The organism is uncultured Bacillus sp. (assembly GCF_958411575.1).
Lineage (GTDB): Bacteria > Bacillota > Bacilli > Bacillales > Bacillaceae > Bacillus > Bacillus spizizenii.
Genome location: NZ_CATYRA010000001.1, coordinates 357,255 through 373,436 on the forward strand (window position 1 = coordinate 357,255; position 16,182 = coordinate 373,436).

Genomic DNA, 16,182 nt, shown 5'->3' on the forward strand with positions numbered 1-16,182 from the left:
ATAATGAATGAGTGTTCAGTCAATAATTAAATTCCTGATGTTCGGGCACACTACCTTTACTACGGAAAGGAGTGCCGGGATGAAGATATTTTTCGTAATCCTCATCATTGTCATCATACTATTGGCTTTTATTCTGCTTGATATCTTCATGGGACGCGCCGTTTATAAAAAAAACGCGTACGAGCCTGTTTTTTCGAAAAAGAAGAGTGATATCGAATTGATCCACTGCGGCGCTGATCTTGTCGAACGGATGATGGAAGACATCCGCCAGGCCGTTTCCTCTGTTCACGTGATGTTTTTTATTATGAAAAATGATGAGGTCAGCCACAATATGTTTACGCTGCTGAAAGCAAAAGCTAAAGCCGGTGTTTCTGTTTATTTGCTGCTGGATTGGTCCGGCAGCCAAAAAATTAAAAAACCGGCGCTGGAGACAATGAAAAATGCCGGGGTTCATGTTCATTTTCTTAACAAGCCCCGTTTTCCTTATTTCTTTTTCCATATGCAAAAACGAAATCACCGAAAAATCGCTGTGATAGACGGGAAAATCGGTTATATCGGCGGGTTTAATATCGGTGAAGAATACCTTGGAAAGAAGGCGAAGTTCGGCAATTGGGAGGATTATCATCTGCGCATGAAGGGAGAAGGTGTCCGCGATCTTCAGACGCTTTTTACAGCCGATCTGAAACGGAATACCGGATCAGCTGAACTGGCCCCGGATGTTTGGCCGGAGCTTCCGCAAGGGAATATCTCTCATAAGATTTATGCGACTGATGGCTATTCTCTTGAAAAAACGTATTTGGCTAATATCGCGCAGGCAAAAGATCGCATCACCATTTGCACACCTTATTATATTCCGACGAAACCGCTTCAGCAGGCATTGGTCAAAGCAAGAAAAAACGGTGTAGCTGTTACGATCATCGTGCCGATGAAATCAGATCATCCGCTGGTCAGAGAGGCAGCTTTTACGTATTATTCGGAGCTCTTGAATGCCGGCTGTCTTATCTACCGTTTTTACCAGGGGTTTTATCATGTGAAAGCCCTGATCATTGACGATCACTTCAGCATCATCGGCACCGCCAATTTTGATCAGCGAAGCTTTTTTTTAAATGAAGAGGTGAATGTTGAAATCGATGATAAGGCTTTTACAAAAGAAGTCTATGCCACGATCGAAGAGGATATTAATAGGTCGGAGCTGCTGACAAAGGAGAATTTCAAAAAACGCACGTTCAGACAGCGCCCGGCGGAATGGCTTGGCAGAGCATTATCTTATTTTTTATAAAGGAGAGTTCCTATGATTTTCAGATTCGGGTTCGTTTCAAACGCGATGAGCCTTTGGGATGCGTCTCCCGCTAAAACATTGACATTCGCGCGTTATTCCAAGCTTTCGAAGGATGAAAGAAAAGAAGCCCTGCTGACTGTGACAAGAGCCAATTTACGCAATACAATGAGAACCCTTCACTATATCATCGGCCACGGTATTCCTTTGTACCGTTTTTCCAGTTCGATTGTGCCGCTGGCCACGCATCCCGATGTAATGTGGGATTTTGTAACGCCATTTCAAAAGGAGTTTCGGGAGATTGGGGAGCTTGTTAACACACATCATCTGCGAACAAGCTTTCACCCAAACCAATTTACTCTGTTCACGAGCCCGAAGGAAAACGTCACAAAAAATGCGGTAACCGATATGGCGTATCACTACCGCATGCTTGAAGCCATGGGCATTGCTGATCGCTCCGTAATCAACATTCATATTGGCGGCGCTTACGGAGATAAAGACACCGCCACTGCTCAATTTCATCAAAATATGAAGCAGCTGCCGCAGGAGATCAAACAGCGGATGACGCTGGAAAACGATGATAAAACCTATACGACAGAAGAAACGCTTCAGGTCTGTGAACAAGAGGATGTTCCGTTTGTCTTTGACTTTCATCATTTTTACGCCAATCCAGATGATCACGCCGACCTGAATGATGCACTGCCCCGGATGATCAAAACGTGGGAGCGGATAGGGCTGCAGCCAAAGGTTCACCTGTCTTCCCCAAAATCGGAGCAAGCCATACGCAGCCATGCCGATTATGTTGACGCCAACTTTTTGCTGCCGCTGTTAGAGCGTTTCAGACAATGGGGAACAAATATTGATTTCATGATTGAAGCAAAACAGAAAGACAAGGCGCTACTCCGCCTGATGGATGAATTAAGCTCCATCCGCGGTGTCAAACGCATCGGCGGAGGCACGCTGCAATGGAAATCATAAATGTGCAATATCAGGTTTACAGTTCGTCCGCTCTGGGAACATACGCTATATAAGACAACAACCGATGGAGGAGAAAGATTATGAAAAACATCAAGTCTCTGAAAGTAGCCGCACAGGCATTTACTTTAAGAAATTTGATTCATCTTTATAAAATGTGCCATTCCGGAAGCCACGAGGTTTATATTTATTCAAAGAAAACAATGTGCAAAATCAAAAGCTTAATTGAGCTTGAGACGTTCCGTATGGCTCATGATGAAAAGGAATATCTGATTGTAGTAGAAGGAACTAAAGCATCACAACTGATTGAAAAGTTCCAAAATATTATCGAGCCTGCTGAAAGAGAAGCACTCTAACTTACATACAATACAAAAAGGATAGACATGTTTTTGTCTATCCTTTTTCTTATGGTCTAACATAATAAAGCTGAACCGCCTGTCCGAATTGTTTCATCCCTTTTAACCGCAGCTTTGTTTCATTCGTGAGTTCATGAAACAGCGGGATGCCGCTCCCTAAAACGACTGGAATCACAGTGATGATGAATTCATCGATGGCATCTTCTTTCATAAAGGCATTCACCAGCTCTGCCCCGCCTGCTATCCAGATGTTTAAGCCTTTATCCAGTTTCAAACGGTCAGTGAAGGCCTTGGCCCCCTCATTGATAAACGTCACGTGTTCATCCTGATAACTGCCGGGCGTTCTCGTGAAAACGTAGCATGTTTTATCCTGATACGGGAAAACCGGTGTAAGAATTTTGACGTGTTCATATGTGCTCCGGCCTAAGATGACGGTATCAACAGTCTGATAAAACGCACTGTAACCGTTATCGCCTTCACCTTCAAATTCATCCAGCCAGTCGATGCTTCCATCTTCTCTTGCAATCATCCCATCCAATGAAACAGCAATGTAGAGCACATTTTTTCTGTTCATATTCCCCTCCTATTGCTGCACCATTTGCCCGAATTGCGCTTGATGCAGCCTGCTGTATAGGCCTCCGGCTTCGATCAGGTCTTGATGGCGGCCTTGTTCTTCAATACCGTTGTTTGTGACGACCACAATTCTATCCGCGTCTTTGATTGTCGCGAGCCTGTGGGCGATGACGAGCGTCGTGCGCCCCTCTGACAATTCTTGCAGCGCCTTTTGGATCGCCGCTTCTGTTTCTGTATCTAGGGCAGAGGTGGCTTCGTCGAGAATCAGGATTGACGGATTTTTCAAGAACATCCGTGCAATTGACAGGCGCTGTTTTTGCCCGCCGGAAAGCTTCACGCCCCGTTCGCCGATGATGGTATCCAGCCCATCCGGCATGTGATGGACGAGCTCTTCCAGATGCGCCTGCTTCACAGCCTGCCAAATGTCTTCTTCTGATGCGTCTAATCGGCCGTAGGCGATATTTTCTCGAAGCGTGCCCGAGAATAAGAAAACGTCCTGCTGCACGACGCCAATCTGCCCCCGCAGCGAAGATAGCGTCATGTCTTTAATGCTGATGCCGTCGATCGTAATGTCACCCTCCGATGCTTCATAAAAGCGCGGAAGCAGACTGCAAAGCGTTGATTTTCCCGCACCTGACGGACCGACGAACGCTACCGTTTCCCCCGCTTGAATGGACAGGTTAATGTCATTGAGGACGTTGTGATGGTCATCATAGCCAAATGAAACATGTTCATAGCAGATATTGCCCTTCAGGCCGGAAACGTCTCTCGCATCAGGAGAATCCTGAATATCCGGCTCTGTCTCCATCAGTTCCATATAGCTTTTGAAACCTGCGATTCCTCTCGGATACATTTCGATAATGGCGTTAATTTTGTCAATGGGCCTGAATAGCACATTCGTCAGAAGCACAAACGCCACGAATTCCCCGTACGATAAGGAGCCGCGAATGACAAACCACGTTCCGCACAAAAGCACAAACAGCGTGACAAACCGAGTCAGCATATAGCTGATTGAGCCATTTTTCGCCATGATTTTATATGAGGAAAGCTTTGTGACACGGAAACGCTGATTGTTGACGGCGAAGCGTTCTTTTTCAAATGATTCATTGCCGAACGCCTGCACGAGCCGGATGCCGCCGATATTATTTTCTACACGCGCGCTGAAGTCTCCGATATCTTTGTTCAGCGTGGTAAACGCTTTGGTCATTTTTTTGTTGAAATAAAGCGCTAGCCAAATGACAATCGGCATGATGATAAACGTTAATAATGCAAGCTGCCAGTTAATAAACAGCATGACACCAAACGCTCCGAGAATGGTCATGATGGCAATGAATAGGTCTTCCGGGCCGTGATGGGCAACTTCGCCGATGTACATTAAATCGTTCGTCAGCTTCGACATCAGCGTTCCCGTCTTGTTGTTGTCGTAAAATTTGAACGAGAGCTTTTGCAAATGGTCAAAAAGCGACTTTCTCATATCGGTCTCGATATTGATCCCAAGCATGTGCCCCCAGTATGTGACGATATACTGGAGAGCCGAGCTGAGCGCATACACCGCAAATAAGCCGATTGAGGTCGCGATGATCAGCCCCCAGTCCCTGCCCGGAAGCAAGGTGTCAATAAAATAATTGACGATCATAGGAAAACTCAGCTCCATTAAGCCTCCCGCGATCGCCGAGAAAAAATCGAGAAAGAACAACGTTTTGTATGGTTTATAATACGAAAAAAATTGCCGCAGCACTCTATCTTCCCCCAATGCATAATAACTGATAATTTTTTCAATTATACTATACACCGGCGGTTTTTATAGATCGGATTTCTTTTTTTTACAGAACACTTGAAAACAGACGGGCTAAGGATTCTTTTGTCCGGTCGGTCATTCCCCTTTTATAAAAGCCGACAGGGCTGAGTTTTTCACTGTCCAGCATATCCTCTTCGAAATGGTCTTCAAGAGTGCGGATCGCTTCGGCATCCGTGAAGAACACGTTTACTTCAAAGTTGAGCTGGAAGCTGCGCATGTCCATATTCGCAGTGCCGACGGATGCGAGATCGCCATCAACGATCATGACTTTTTGATGCATGAAGCCTTTTTGATAAGAATACACCTCAATGCCCTCAAGAAGCAGCTCTGGGAAATAGGATCTTGACGCGTATTGCGTCAAAAAGCTGTCGTTCTTCTCCGGCACCATGACCCTTACTTGTACGCCTTTAGTCGCCGCTGCTTTCAGCGCCGTGCGAATGGATTCATTCGGAACGAAATAGGGCGTAGCGATCCATATTGATTTCTGCGCTGAGGAAATCATTTCATAATAAAGGTCGCTCATGCTTTCCTTCATGTCAGGGCCTGTCGCGACAACTTGGTAAATGCCCTCTCCTTCCACGGGAACCGGGGTATTGTACTCCTCTTGATCAATTAACACTTCATTGGAGACGTATTCCCAATCGAGCATAAAGATGGCGTGAAGCGTTTGCACAATTTCTCCTTCCAGCCGCAGATGAGTATCTCTCCAAAACCCGATGTACGGATCTCTGCTGATATATTCCTTCCCGACATTTAATCCGCCCACAAAACCGGTTTTTCCGTCGATGATCACGATTTTCCGGTGATTTCTAAAATTCAGCTTCTGGTTGAAGAATCCGTATTTCAGTGGAGAAAACGGAACGATGTCCACTCCCGCTAGTTTCATTTTCATGATATCTCTTCTTGCCAGCTTGATGCTTCCTGCGGCGTCATATAAAAACCTTACCTCGACACCTTGGCGCGCTTTTTCCATCATAATGTCCATCATGCCGCGGCCAAGCATGTCGGATTTAAACATGTAGTATTCAATATGTATATAAGATTCTGCTTTCCTCATCGCTTTGAAAATGTCCGGAAAGGTTTCTTCGCCGTTTTTCAGCACTTTGATATTGCTTTTCGTATTGATATTCATATGGGCAGCCCTGATGGAATACGTAAAGAATCTCTCCTGATTGTCTTTCAGCCCTGTCACTTCCGGCGTTTCCTCCATGTCAAACAGCTTCCTGAGCTTTTCCCTGTTATGCATTCGTTTTGTCTTGAACAGCTTTCCTTTTACATAAAGCTGCCCGGAAAACAGATAAAACATATAGCCGGCGATCGGAAAAAAGACAAGAATATGGATCCATAACAGCGTGTGCTGCGATGTGCGGTTTTCAAGAATTAACGAGTAGATGCTGAACAGAATAATACTGACATAGCATAGCAATCCCCCGTAAAACTCAAGCCTGGAAACCGGAAAAACCCATATGACATATGCCCCGATAAGCATCATATACAAAAAGAAAAATTCCAGTCTCCTTTTCAGCATCCTGATTCTCTCCAATCTGATTCGATTACCTCCGTATTACCTCTTTTTTCTAATCGATAAACCTTCTATGTAAAAAGCCTCTCCGCAAGATGCGGAAAGGCTTATGATGAAGCTTCCTGAGATTGGCCGGGTGTGATGTTCTGGAGCAAGGCCGGCTTGAGGGAGTAGCTGCTTTTGATTTTATTTTTGAAGAAGCTGACGATCAGGCCCGTGACCGCAATCGACACTAAGGAAAAGAGCCCTTTCAGCAATCCGACGGAGAAAATGCCGACCAGCACAACGCCAAAGTCGAAGAGGAAATTAACCGTACCCGGATTCCATCCGTAGCGTTTTTGCAGAAATAAAGCAAGGATATTGGCGCCGCCGAGCGAAGCCTGATGATAAAACATGAGCGACAAGCCGAACCCAATCAGCGCACCGCCGCAAACTGCCCCGGCAAACGGTGAAAAAGAGACAGACGGCAGCCAGTGATCCGCGCTTGTAAACAGAGTCAGCGCTGTGACTGCAAATACAGTAGATAGGGTGAATTTGATGCCCATTCTGATGAGAGAAAATACGTAAAACGGGATATTGATCAGAAAGAAGATAATGGCAAACGAGGAATGAAACAAGTATGTCAGGCTTAGTGACAGTCCGGCTGTCCCGCCGGTTAATACGTGAGAATGTCTGAGTGTCAGGACCCCCGTGCTTGTCATAAGACAAGCAGTTAAAATGAGTAAAATCCGCTTCATTCTTCACTCTCCTTTTTAGAATGTTATTTCCAAATACAAACATAACAGGATTCCTGGCCACCCAGCCATTACCTTGGCAGAAAATATCTTACGTTTTTATTTTTTTATCAAACTGTTTTGTAAGACTTGTTTCCATCATCATAAAAAATCCCCCTCTTTCAAGGGGGATTTTTACGAGCGTTTTCGATACACGACATAGCTTCGTGTCAAATACTTGAGTGGCAGACTGAACACGTGTACCAATCTTGTAAACGGCCACAGAGTAAAAACGATGTATCCTATCATGATATGAAGCTTAAACCATAGCGGGACACTCTCCATCAAAGAGGCGTCAGGGCTGAATAAAAAGATCTCCCTGAACCACGGCCCGACTGTTGTCCGGTAATCAAATCCTTTCGAATCAATGTTGAGAAACGTGGCGGCAACGCCTGACAGCATCATGAACAGCAGCAGGATGAGAATAAGGATATCCGATGGCGAGCTTGTTTTGCGGATTCTTTTGTCAAACAGCCTTCTGTACGTCAGGATGAAAAGTCCGGTACATGCCACAATCCCCGCCGGCAGGCCTGCGCCAATCGCCATTTTGTGATAAGCATGCTCTGAAATGCCAATGGAGGTGTACACGGCTTCCGGGATCAGAATTCCCATGAGATGCCCCCCGATAACGCACAGCAAGCCCCAGTGAAAAAGTGTACTGCCCGCCGCAAGTTTTTTCTTTTCTAACAGCTCGCTGGATTTCGCCGTCCAGCCAAATTGGTCATGCTGGTAGCGGTAAATATGGCCGCCGATAAAGATTGTCATTACAATGTATGGCATCACGCCCCACAGGATCTGCCCGCTCATGCCTGAACAGCCCCTTCAATGCTTTCACGTACGCCGATGTTTTCCAGCGCGGCCAGCAGCACGTACAGCAGCTCCGCATATATGCTGTCATTTTTTTCGAGGCGGGATGCCAGCTCTCTCACATTGGACAGATATTTCTCAAACACGCTTCTCGCCGCTTCCATCTCTGCAACCGCCGCAAATTCCAGCATAAGCGGCAAATAATCAGGCAGTTCTTTCTCTGTCGGCAGGAAACCGGATTGCTGATACGTGTTTTTTAAATGCAGCAATTCAATCCCGCGTTCCCTTTGCTCGCCTGAGTTAAAGTAAGTGACGTACATATTCGTTTTTTTTCCAAAGTCGAACGTATAGACATAGTGTTCAATCAGCGCTTCCTGAGAAAAGCTGGCTGACGCTTCGAAAAAGTGCAGCAGTTTCTCCCGAATTTGCTGGTTGCTGATTTCATGGATAAGAGCCTTCCAATCGGGAAGCTCGGCTCTCCACTCTTCATCCGGATAGGAAAGAAGACAGGAAAGAGCAGAGAACGTGATTTGCCGGTCTGTGGTGTTCATCTTGTTACACCTCGTTTATCAAAAGTTAAAAACAAGAGCCGGGACCGCCTGAAAATGATAAGCCGCAGCTCCCTTGTTCAGCGTATAAATCAGACACTTCTTCTCGGTGGCTGCTTGGAATCACAAAGCGGTCATCATATTTGGCGATTGCAAGCAGCCGATACATGTCTTTAATTTGCTGTTCTGTTAAGCCGACACTGGAGATCAGTGCCGGGTCGATAGATTTATTCGTCTGGACAGCTCTCATATACTGACGCATGACAGACATTTTCTTTAACGTTGACCGAATATGATCCGTATCACCGGCCGTTAATAGCTGCGCCAAATAGTCAATTGGAATTCTCATTTGGTCGATAGCCGGAAAAATATCTTCCGCAGATTGCTGGCTGCCTTTTCCTTCAAAGAGATTCATAATCGGGCTCAGCGGCGGAATGTACCAAACCATCGGCAGCGTACGGTACTCAGGATGAAGCGGCAGCGCAATCTTCCAGTCAATGATCATTTTATAGATCGGCGATTGCTGCGCAGCCTCTATCCATTCAGCCGGGATGCCTTGTTCTTTTGCCAGTTTGGCAACCTCAGGGTCATTCGGATCAAGAAAAACGGCCAATTGGGAATGGTAGAGATCCTTTTCATTTTCAACAGATGCCGCTTCCTCCACTTTGTCCGCGTCGTACAACATGACGCCGAGATAGCGGATTCTGCCTACACACGTCTCGGAGCAGATGGTCGGCAGTCCCGCCTCCAAGCGCGGAAAGCAGAGGGTGCATTTTTCCGCTTTGTTCGTTTGCCAGTTAAAATAGACTTTTTTATAAGGGCAGGATGAGACACAATATCTCCATGACCGGCATGCGTTTTGGTCCACAAGCACAATGCCGTCTTCCTCGCGTTTGTACATGGCGCCGGACGGACAAGAGGAAACGCACGCCGGGTTGATGCAGTGCTCACAAATACGCGGCAGATACATCATAAAAACCTCATCAAATTCTGTTTTGATTGATTCCTCCATCTTTTGCACGTTTGGATCCTCAAGCCCCGTAATGTGGCCGCCTGCGAGATCATCCTCCCAGTTCGGGCCCCATTCGATATTCATGAAATCCCCAGTCAGCGACGATTTTGGGCGCGCCACTGGCTGATGTTTTTTCTGCGGGCTGTTTGTTAATGTTTCATAATCATAGTTCCAAGGTTCATAGTAATCATCAATCGACGGCTGGTTCGGGTTATAGAAAAGGCCAGCAAGCCGATTTGTTTTCGGGCCTGATTTCAGCTCGAGTTTTCCTTTTTTCAATCCCCAGCCGCCTTTATATTTGTTCTGGTCCTCCCATTGCTTCGGGTAGCCGATTCCCGGCTTTGTTTCTACATTATTAAAGTACATATATTCCGCACCGGAACGGTTTGTCCACGTGTTTTTGCAGGTGACGCTGCACGTGTGGCAGCCGATGCATTTATCCAAGTTCATGACCATACCGATTTGCGCTTTAATCTTCAAGCCAATCGACCTCCTTCAGCTTGCGGATGACGACGTTCAGGTCGCGCTGATTCCCTGTTGGACCGTAATAGTTAAAGCCGTAGCTGAGCTGGGCATAGCCCCCAATCATCTGTGTCGGCTTGACGTGTATCCTTGTCGGGCTGTTATGGGTGCCTCCGCGGTTATTCGTCAGTTTTGTGCCTGGCACGTTGATGTGGCGGTCCTGGGCATGATGCATAAACGCCATACCTTTAGGAATCCGGTGAGACAAAACTGCTCTCGCGACGACAACACCATTTCGGTTAAAACATTCAATCCAATCGTTGTCTTTGATATCCGTGTCCTCTGCATCATCTTTATTCATCCACACGGTCGGCCCTCCGCGGAATAGCGTAAGCATCGGCAAAGAATCAAAATACATGCTGTGGACAGACCATTTATTATGCGGCGTCAAATAATTGAGGACGATTTCTTTGCCCTCTTGATCAGGCCGCTTGCTCAGAAACGGACGATGCTGAAGGATCGGTTTAAATGTCGCCATCGTTTCACCGAATTCCATCATCAGTTCATGATCGACATAATAAGATTGTCTGCCGGTCAGTGTTCGCCACGGGATTAATTTTTCTACGTTCGTCGTAAACGGGGAATACCTGCGTCCCCCTTTTTCTGAGCCGGTAAATGCCGGAGAGGTAATGACCGTTTTCGGCTGGGCTGTAATTTGTTCGAACGTAAAGCATTCTTCTTCCCGTTCTTCCGCCAGGTCTTTCAGCTTCAGGTTTGTGATGTTTTCAAGTGATTCCCATGCTTTCACGGCGACTTTTCCATTTGAAGTGGACGATAGGGTTAAAATCGCTTCTGCCGCCTGCTTTGCTTCACTTATATTGGGGCATCCCTTTGCAACGCTATCCGAGGTGATTTCTCCCAATCTTTTTTTGAGTGATTCATATTCATCGGCTATCGACCAGCTCATCCCTTTTGTTCCGCTCGGTTTTAAACCGGCATGAGGCCCGAGCGCGGTCATTTTATGAAAAATGCGCTTGTAATCCCGTTCAACGACTTGGATGTTCGGCATCGTTTTTCCCGGAATGGCTTCGCATTCGCCCTTGTTCCAGTCATTGATTTTGCCGAATGGCTGTGCCAATTCCTGCATGGTGTCGTGGAGAAGCGGTGTCGCTACAACTTCTTTCACCGGCTCCATATCGACTTCTTCTGCCAGATCAGAAACGGCTTTTGACAGTGCTTTGAAAATATCCCAGTCTGACTTTGATTCCCACGGAGCCGAGATCGCCGGAGCGAAAGGATGAATGAACGGGTGCATATCCGTGCTGCTGAGATCGTGTTTTTCATACCATGTCGCCGCCGGCAGCACGATATCGGAATAAAGCGCCGTACCGGCCATTCGAAAATCGAGATTGATTAACAAGTCGAGCTTTCCTTCCGGTGCCTGCTCCCTCCATTTGATTTCTTCAGGGCGGATGCTGTCGCTGTCGTCATTCATCAAACCGTTTGTCGTCCCCAGCAAATGCTTTAGAAAATATTCATGCCCTTTTCCTGAGCTGGAAATCAAATTTGCCCGCCATACAAAGAGATTTCTTGGGAAATTCACTTCATTGTCAGGATCTTCAATTGCAAATTTCAGCTTTTTCTCTTGAAGCTGTGAGGCCACGTACGCACCAATGTCTTCAGGTGTTGTTGCACCCGCTTTTTCAGCTTCTTTGTACAGATCAATGCCATTTTGATTGAACGTCGGGTAAGACGGCAGCCACCCTAATCGCGCCGCCAGCACATTGTAATCGGCGTGATGCTTGTAGCGGGATGACGCAGCGATCGGTGATGCCAAGTCACTGATCGGCTGGTCCTCGTAACGCCACTGATCTGTCGCAAAGTAGAAAAATGAGGTGCCGTTTTGCAGCTTGGGCACGCCCTCCCAATCCTTTGCATTTGCAATCGTCTGCCACCCTTCAGCAGGACGGAGCTTTTCCTGCCCCACATAATGGGCCCAGCCTCCGCCGTTTACGCCTTGGGCGCCTACCAGTAATACGAGATTTAACACTGCCCGGTAGATCGTGTCAGAGTGGAACCAGTGGTTAATCCCCGCCCCTACGATAATCATGGATCGGCCGTCTGTATCGATCGCATTTTGGGCAAACTCTCTGGCTATCTTAATGACGGCTTCTTTTTTGATTCCTGTCATCTGTTCCTGCCAGGCAGGCGTGAACGGCTCAGGATCATCATAAGAGACAGCTGATTGTTCGCCGAAGCCCCGGTTCACGCCGTAGTTGGCCAGTATCAAGTCAAACACGGTCGTGACACAAACCTCTTCACCGTTCAGGTTCAGTTTTTTTATAGGAAGATCCCGCTCAAGCACTTTGTTTCCGTCATTTGAAAAATACGGGATGCGCACCGTGCCGATTTCATCCTCTATTCCCAGCAAAGAGAGACGGGGTTCAATTGGGTCTCCGGTTTCTTCATCGATCATGTGCAGGTTCCATTTCTGCTGTCCGTCCCAGCGGGAGCCCATTGTCCCTTGCGGTATGGCAAATGCGCTTGTCTGTTCATTCCAGACCGCAGGCTTCCACTGATCATGCTTTGTCTGCCGCCCGATGTCTTTCGCATGCAGAAAACGCCCCGCTGTGTATACGCCATTTTCTTTTGACAGGGTGACGAAGAACGGAAAATCCGTGTATTGCTTTGCGTACTCAATGAAACGTTCCGTCTCTTGGTTCACGTAAAATTCCTGCAAAATGACGTGGCCCATCGCCATCGCAAGCGCCCCGTCAGTCCCTTGGCGGATACTCAGCCAGTCATCCGCGAACTTTGAGGATTCCGCAAAATCCGGACTGATCGAAATGACTTTAGCGCCTTTATAGCGGGCCTCCGCCAAAAAATGTGCGTCAGGTGTTCTCGTTAACGGAACGTTGGAGCCCCATGTGATGATATAGCCTGAATTGTACCAATCACTGCTTTCCGGAACGTCTGTCTGGTCACCCCAAATTTGCGGGGACGCCGGAGGAAGATCCGCATACCAGTCATAAAAACTGAGCATAGGGCCGCCGATTAATGACATAAACCGGGAGCCTGACGCGTGGCTGATCATGGACATGGCCGGAATCGGGGAAAAGCCGACGTTCCGGTCAGGCCCGTATTTCATAACTGTATAGAGCAGAGAGGCTGAAATCAGCTTCAGCACCTCCGGCCATTCAGCGCGCACAAAACCGCCTTTCCCTCTCGCCTGTTTATAGGACTTTGCTTTTTCAGGATTTTCAACGATCGATTTCCAAGCATCCAATGGATTTTGATGGGCCTGCAGTGCTTCCCGCCACAAATTGATCAGCACACCGCGCACGTATGGATATTTCACACGGAGCGGGCTGTAGATGTACCATGAAAAACTTGCCCCCCGCGGACAGCCCCTCGGTTCGAAATCAGGCATATCCGGGCCTGTTGATGGATAATTCAAGTTTTGTCCTTCCCACGTGACAATTCCGTTTTTCACATAAATATTCCAGCTGCAGGACCCCGTGCAGTTGACGCCGTGGGTGGAGCGAACGACTTTGTCGTACTGCCATCTGTTTCTGTATACATTCTCCCAATCGCGATCTTCGCGGGTGGTTTGGCTATGTTTATTTGAATGGTGTTCGATAGGAGAGAAATAGTTCAATCTCCTAAACAACGGACTCATTTTCTTTTTCTTCATGAAAGTTCACTCCTTCCGAGTCAGGTGATGCTAAGTTCACTATAAACAGAGACAGCGTGTTTCCTTGTGAACTATGTCACACACTTTACTTTTTTCACAAAATGTTCACACAAAGGAGAAGGAAGGGCTTTCACAGGATGTGATGAAGGCGGCGTTCAGGCAGGACGCCTGAGTCATTATTCATCTTTCATTGAAAGATCAAAAAAACCGGTTCTCTTTAAGAACCGGGCTCGGCATTTTCATCCTGTGATGTGTGCAGATAACGCAAAAATAATTGATAGGACCAAAAGACATTTTGCTGAAGCATGGCCAAAAAATTCATTTGCAGCTGCGGATTGTAAGACATCATTTTATTAAATGTGTAGTAAGGGATATTGAGAATCAGAATGTCTGAAGTGGCATTGACTGAGATAAAAGGCGATAAATACAGCCCGCCTTTTTCATCAATCGGAAACACATCGCCTTTTTCCCACAGCGCAACGGTTTTCGATCCTTCAGGGAGCCTGCTGTCCATAAAACGGACACTGCCTTTTAATACAATATAAACGGATTGAGAATGAAGAAAGGATGGAGACTGATCAGATGAGCCGCGGATAAACGTCCCGTTTTTCAGCAAGGTTTCGACAATGGATAGAGGCACTTCATTAAACATAGGAAGTTGTTTCAGAAATAATAAATAGTCACACTGATTCATAGGAAAGCCTCCTGTGCTAAGGATAGCTTTAGTGTAGCTCGATTGAGCCTGTACAGCAGTGATGTATTTCACAGCCTGTATGATGAATGTCACTTATCGGGAGGATGACTGCATTTATAATGAAATAAAAAAGGAGGATTTCGATAAAGGCGCTGATTCCGAAGCAGCACGGCGCATGGGCAATGCTGCTGATTCCATTTTTACTCGGGATGATCAAGGGAGGCCCCGTTTTCTGGCATATTCCGCTCTTCCTAGGCTGGCTTTTCCTTTACTTGGCGGTTTATCCCATCACGCTTGCTTTGAAAAAGAAGCAGATCAAATCCTATCAAAAGTGGATATATTATTACGGTGTTCTGGCCTGCTGCTTTTTGATTATTCCTGTCTTTCATAAGCCGCCGCTCATCATGGTTGGCGTTTCTTTATTGCCGCTGTTCCTCATTCATATGTATTATGCCCGCCGAAAAAACGAACGGGCGCTAGTGAATGATATTGCGGGTGTCTTGTTCTTATGTTCAGGCGGGCTTGCGAGCTGCTGGCTGGGGACGGGAACCCTTGACGGCTGGGCTTGGTTTATTTTTTCTCAATCTGCTTTATTTTTTATCGGAAGTTCCTTTTATGTGAAGTCGGTGATCCGGGAGAGAAAAAACAAGGCATTTGCTTACTGGTCATGGGGATATCACCTGCTGCTCCCCTTTCTAGCGTTTCTTATCGGAGCAGGATGGGCATTTCTTGCTTTTGTCCCAAGCAGTTTGCGGGCATGGTTTTTTCACGGAAGAGACTGGCCCGTTAAAACGATCGGCATTCTGGAAATCGTGAATGCCTGCTTCTTTTTTGCCGTCATGTGTATGTTTATCACTAGATAAAAAACCAAGGACCGCCGGCGGTCCTTGGTTTTTTAGTCAATATTGCAAATCTCCAGCGGACAGTTTTCACACTCGATCTCGCATCGCAAATAGTCCCGCTTGTGCAAAATAATTTTTCCGGATTCTTCTATCGAAATCACCCCTTGTTTGCGGAGGTCCCCCAGCATACGGTTGACGCTTTCCCTTGCCGCTGCGCAAAACTTTGCCAAATCTTGATTTGTCAGCACAATGTTAATCAGTATGCCGTCGCTTCGTTCCACACCGTAGCTGTTTGATAAGCGGATAAGGGTGGAGTAGAGCGCCCCCTTTTTGCCGTGAAGAAGCAGATCCCTTATTTTGGACTGGATTTTCCGGAGGTGCGTACTCATCCATTTCATAAATTCAAATGTCAAAGCACCGTTGTGGATTAATTCCTTTTCCAGCTTGTTTTTATTAATGACGAGCACCTCGCCATCCTCTAGCACTTTTGCACTGAGCATATATCTAGGTTCTTCAGTGAAAAGTGTTAATTCCCCGACGATATCATGCTTTTGGCAGATTCTAAGTGTCAGGTCTTTTCCGTCAGATGTCAGCTTGCCAATTTCAATGAGTCCTGATTGAATCAGATAAAGCTCTTCTGCATCCATTCCTTCCCGAAACAAATACGTGTGTTTTTCCATTTTTCTTTTCGTACTAATCGATTCCAGCAATTCATGCAGATCGCTGGAAATAAGATCACTATCAGATGGTCGAACAGAGAGAAAATTCATGAGCTCACCTCGAAGAAAGTCACGTTGTGTATTTATTGTAACGTGAATTGATTTGCACCCATCCAGAAAAAACTAACAAT

At 46.6% G+C, this 16,182-nt stretch carries 14 protein-coding genes; 4 read left to right on the plus strand and 10 right to left on the minus strand.

Annotated elements, in window-relative coordinates:
* Nucleotides 1–79: 79 nt before the first annotated feature.
* The 3 genes from cls (Q5C82_RS01755) to Q5C82_RS01765 all read left to right on the plus strand — a co-directional run bounded on the left by cls (Q5C82_RS01755) (nucleotide 80) and on the right by Q5C82_RS01765 (nucleotide 2,607).
* A complete protein-coding gene (cls, locus tag Q5C82_RS01755; RefSeq protein WP_003221965.1) occupies nucleotides 80–1,279 on the plus strand; it encodes a cardiolipin synthase in 1,200 nt (399 codons plus the stop codon).
* Nucleotides 1,280–1,291: 12 nt separating this feature from the next.
* A complete protein-coding gene (uvsE, locus tag Q5C82_RS01760) occupies nucleotides 1,292–2,254 on the plus strand; it encodes a UV DNA damage repair endonuclease UvsE (protein ID WP_003221967.1) in 963 nt (320 codons plus the stop codon).
* An 80-nt stretch (nucleotides 2,255–2,334) separates the two neighbouring features.
* A complete protein-coding gene (locus Q5C82_RS01765) occupies nucleotides 2,335–2,607 on the plus strand; it encodes a hypothetical protein (protein ID WP_003221969.1) in 273 nt (90 codons plus the stop codon).
* A 49-nt stretch (nucleotides 2,608–2,656) separates the two neighbouring features.
* On the opposite strand, the gene Q5C82_RS01770 is transcribed toward Q5C82_RS01765, so the two are convergent.
* From Q5C82_RS01770 to arfM, 9 genes are all read right to left on the minus strand, one after another.
* A complete protein-coding gene (locus Q5C82_RS01770; RefSeq protein WP_003221971.1) occupies nucleotides 2,657–3,181 on the minus strand; it encodes a dihydrofolate reductase family protein in 525 nt (174 codons plus the stop codon).
* A gap of 9 nt (nucleotides 3,182–3,190) precedes the next feature.
* Nucleotides 3,191–4,918 carry an ABC transporter ATP-binding protein gene (locus Q5C82_RS01775; RefSeq protein WP_003221973.1) on the minus strand — a complete coding sequence of 576 codons (1,728 nt, stop codon included), beginning with the start codon at nucleotides 4,916–4,918 and terminating at the stop codon, nucleotides 3,191–3,193.
* Nucleotides 4,919–5,003: 85 nt separating this feature from the next.
* Complete coding sequence (gene cls / locus Q5C82_RS01780; protein ID WP_003221974.1) at nucleotides 5,004–6,506, minus strand: cardiolipin synthase; 1,503 nt, start codon at nucleotides 6,504–6,506, stop codon at nucleotides 5,004–5,006.
* A 101-nt stretch (nucleotides 6,507–6,607) separates the two neighbouring features.
* Nucleotides 6,608–7,237, minus strand: coding sequence for a YitT family protein (locus Q5C82_RS01785; RefSeq protein WP_003221975.1), 630 nt, complete (start codon nucleotides 7,235–7,237; stop codon nucleotides 6,608–6,610).
* Nucleotides 7,238–7,408: 171 nt separating this feature from the next.
* Nucleotides 7,409–8,080 carry a respiratory nitrate reductase subunit gamma gene (narI, locus tag Q5C82_RS01790; RefSeq protein ID WP_003221978.1) on the minus strand — a complete coding sequence of 224 codons (672 nt, stop codon included), beginning with the start codon at nucleotides 8,078–8,080 and terminating at the stop codon, nucleotides 7,409–7,411.
* A complete protein-coding gene (gene narJ, locus Q5C82_RS01795) occupies nucleotides 8,077–8,631 on the minus strand; it encodes a nitrate reductase molybdenum cofactor assembly chaperone (RefSeq protein WP_003221980.1) in 555 nt (184 codons plus the stop codon). The genes narI and narJ overlap by 4 nt, the downstream gene beginning before the upstream one ends.
* A 25-nt stretch (nucleotides 8,632–8,656) precedes the next feature.
* Nucleotides 8,657–10,120, minus strand: coding sequence for a nitrate reductase subunit beta (narH, locus tag Q5C82_RS01800; protein WP_003221982.1), 1,464 nt, complete (start codon nucleotides 10,118–10,120; stop codon nucleotides 8,657–8,659).
* Nucleotides 10,110–13,796, minus strand: a complete 3,687-nt coding sequence (locus Q5C82_RS01805) for a nitrate reductase subunit alpha (RefSeq protein ID WP_003221984.1) — start codon at nucleotides 13,794–13,796, stop codon at nucleotides 10,110–10,112. The genes narH and Q5C82_RS01805 overlap by 11 nt, the downstream gene beginning before the upstream one ends.
* A gap of 217 nt (nucleotides 13,797–14,013) precedes the next feature.
* Nucleotides 14,014–14,490: a Crp/Fnr family transcriptional regulator ArfM gene (arfM, locus tag Q5C82_RS01810; protein ID WP_003221986.1), complete on the minus strand. Its 477-nt coding sequence runs from the start codon at nucleotides 14,488–14,490 to the stop codon at nucleotides 14,014–14,016.
* A gap of 143 nt (nucleotides 14,491–14,633) precedes the next feature.
* On the opposite strand from arfM, the gene Q5C82_RS01815 reads away from it, so the two are divergent.
* The gene (locus Q5C82_RS01815; protein WP_032727279.1) at nucleotides 14,634–15,353 is read left to right on the plus strand and encodes a YwiC-like family protein; all 720 of its coding nucleotides are present in this window, start codon (nucleotides 14,634–14,636) and stop codon (nucleotides 15,351–15,353) included.
* Nucleotides 15,354–15,385: 32 nt separating this feature from the next.
* Here Q5C82_RS01815 and fnr read toward each other — a convergent pair whose 3' ends face one another.
* Nucleotides 15,386–16,102 carry a fumarate/nitrate reduction transcriptional regulator Fnr gene (gene fnr / locus Q5C82_RS01820; RefSeq protein ID WP_003221990.1) on the minus strand — a complete coding sequence of 239 codons (717 nt, stop codon included), beginning with the start codon at nucleotides 16,100–16,102 and terminating at the stop codon, nucleotides 15,386–15,388.
* Nucleotides 16,103–16,182 lie beyond the last annotated feature (80 nt).

Coding starts and splice junctions, on each gene's coding strand:
- Q5C82_RS01765 (WP_003221969.1), top strand. CDS start 2,335: ATGAAAAACATCAAGTCTCTGAAAGTAGCCGCACAGGCATTTACTTTA.
- narJ (WP_003221980.1), bottom strand. CDS start 8,631: ATGAACACCACAGACCGGCAAATCACGTTCTCTGCTCTTTCCTGTCTT.
- Q5C82_RS01785 (WP_003221975.1), bottom strand. CDS start 7,237: ATGAAGCGGATTTTACTCATTTTAACTGCTTGTCTTATGACAAGCACG.
- narI (WP_003221978.1), bottom strand. CDS start 8,080: ATGAGCGGGCAGATCCTGTGGGGCGTGATGCCATACATTGTAATGACA.
- fnr (WP_003221990.1), bottom strand. CDS start 16,102: ATGAATTTTCTCTCTGTTCGACCATCTGATAGTGATCTTATTTCCAGC.
- arfM (WP_003221986.1), bottom strand. CDS start 14,490: ATGAATCAGTGTGACTATTTATTATTTCTGAAACAACTTCCTATGTTT.
- Q5C82_RS01770 (WP_003221971.1), bottom strand. CDS start 3,181: ATGAACAGAAAAAATGTGCTCTACATTGCTGTTTCATTGGATGGGATG.
- Q5C82_RS01805 (WP_003221984.1), bottom strand. CDS start 13,796: ATGAAGAAAAAGAAAATGAGTCCGTTGTTTAGGAGATTGAACTATTTC.
- cls (WP_003221965.1), top strand. CDS start 80: ATGAAGATATTTTTCGTAATCCTCATCATTGTCATCATACTATTGGCT.
- uvsE (WP_003221967.1), top strand. CDS start 1,292: ATGATTTTCAGATTCGGGTTCGTTTCAAACGCGATGAGCCTTTGGGAT.
- cls (WP_003221974.1), bottom strand. CDS start 6,506: ATGCTGAAAAGGAGACTGGAATTTTTCTTTTTGTATATGATGCTTATC.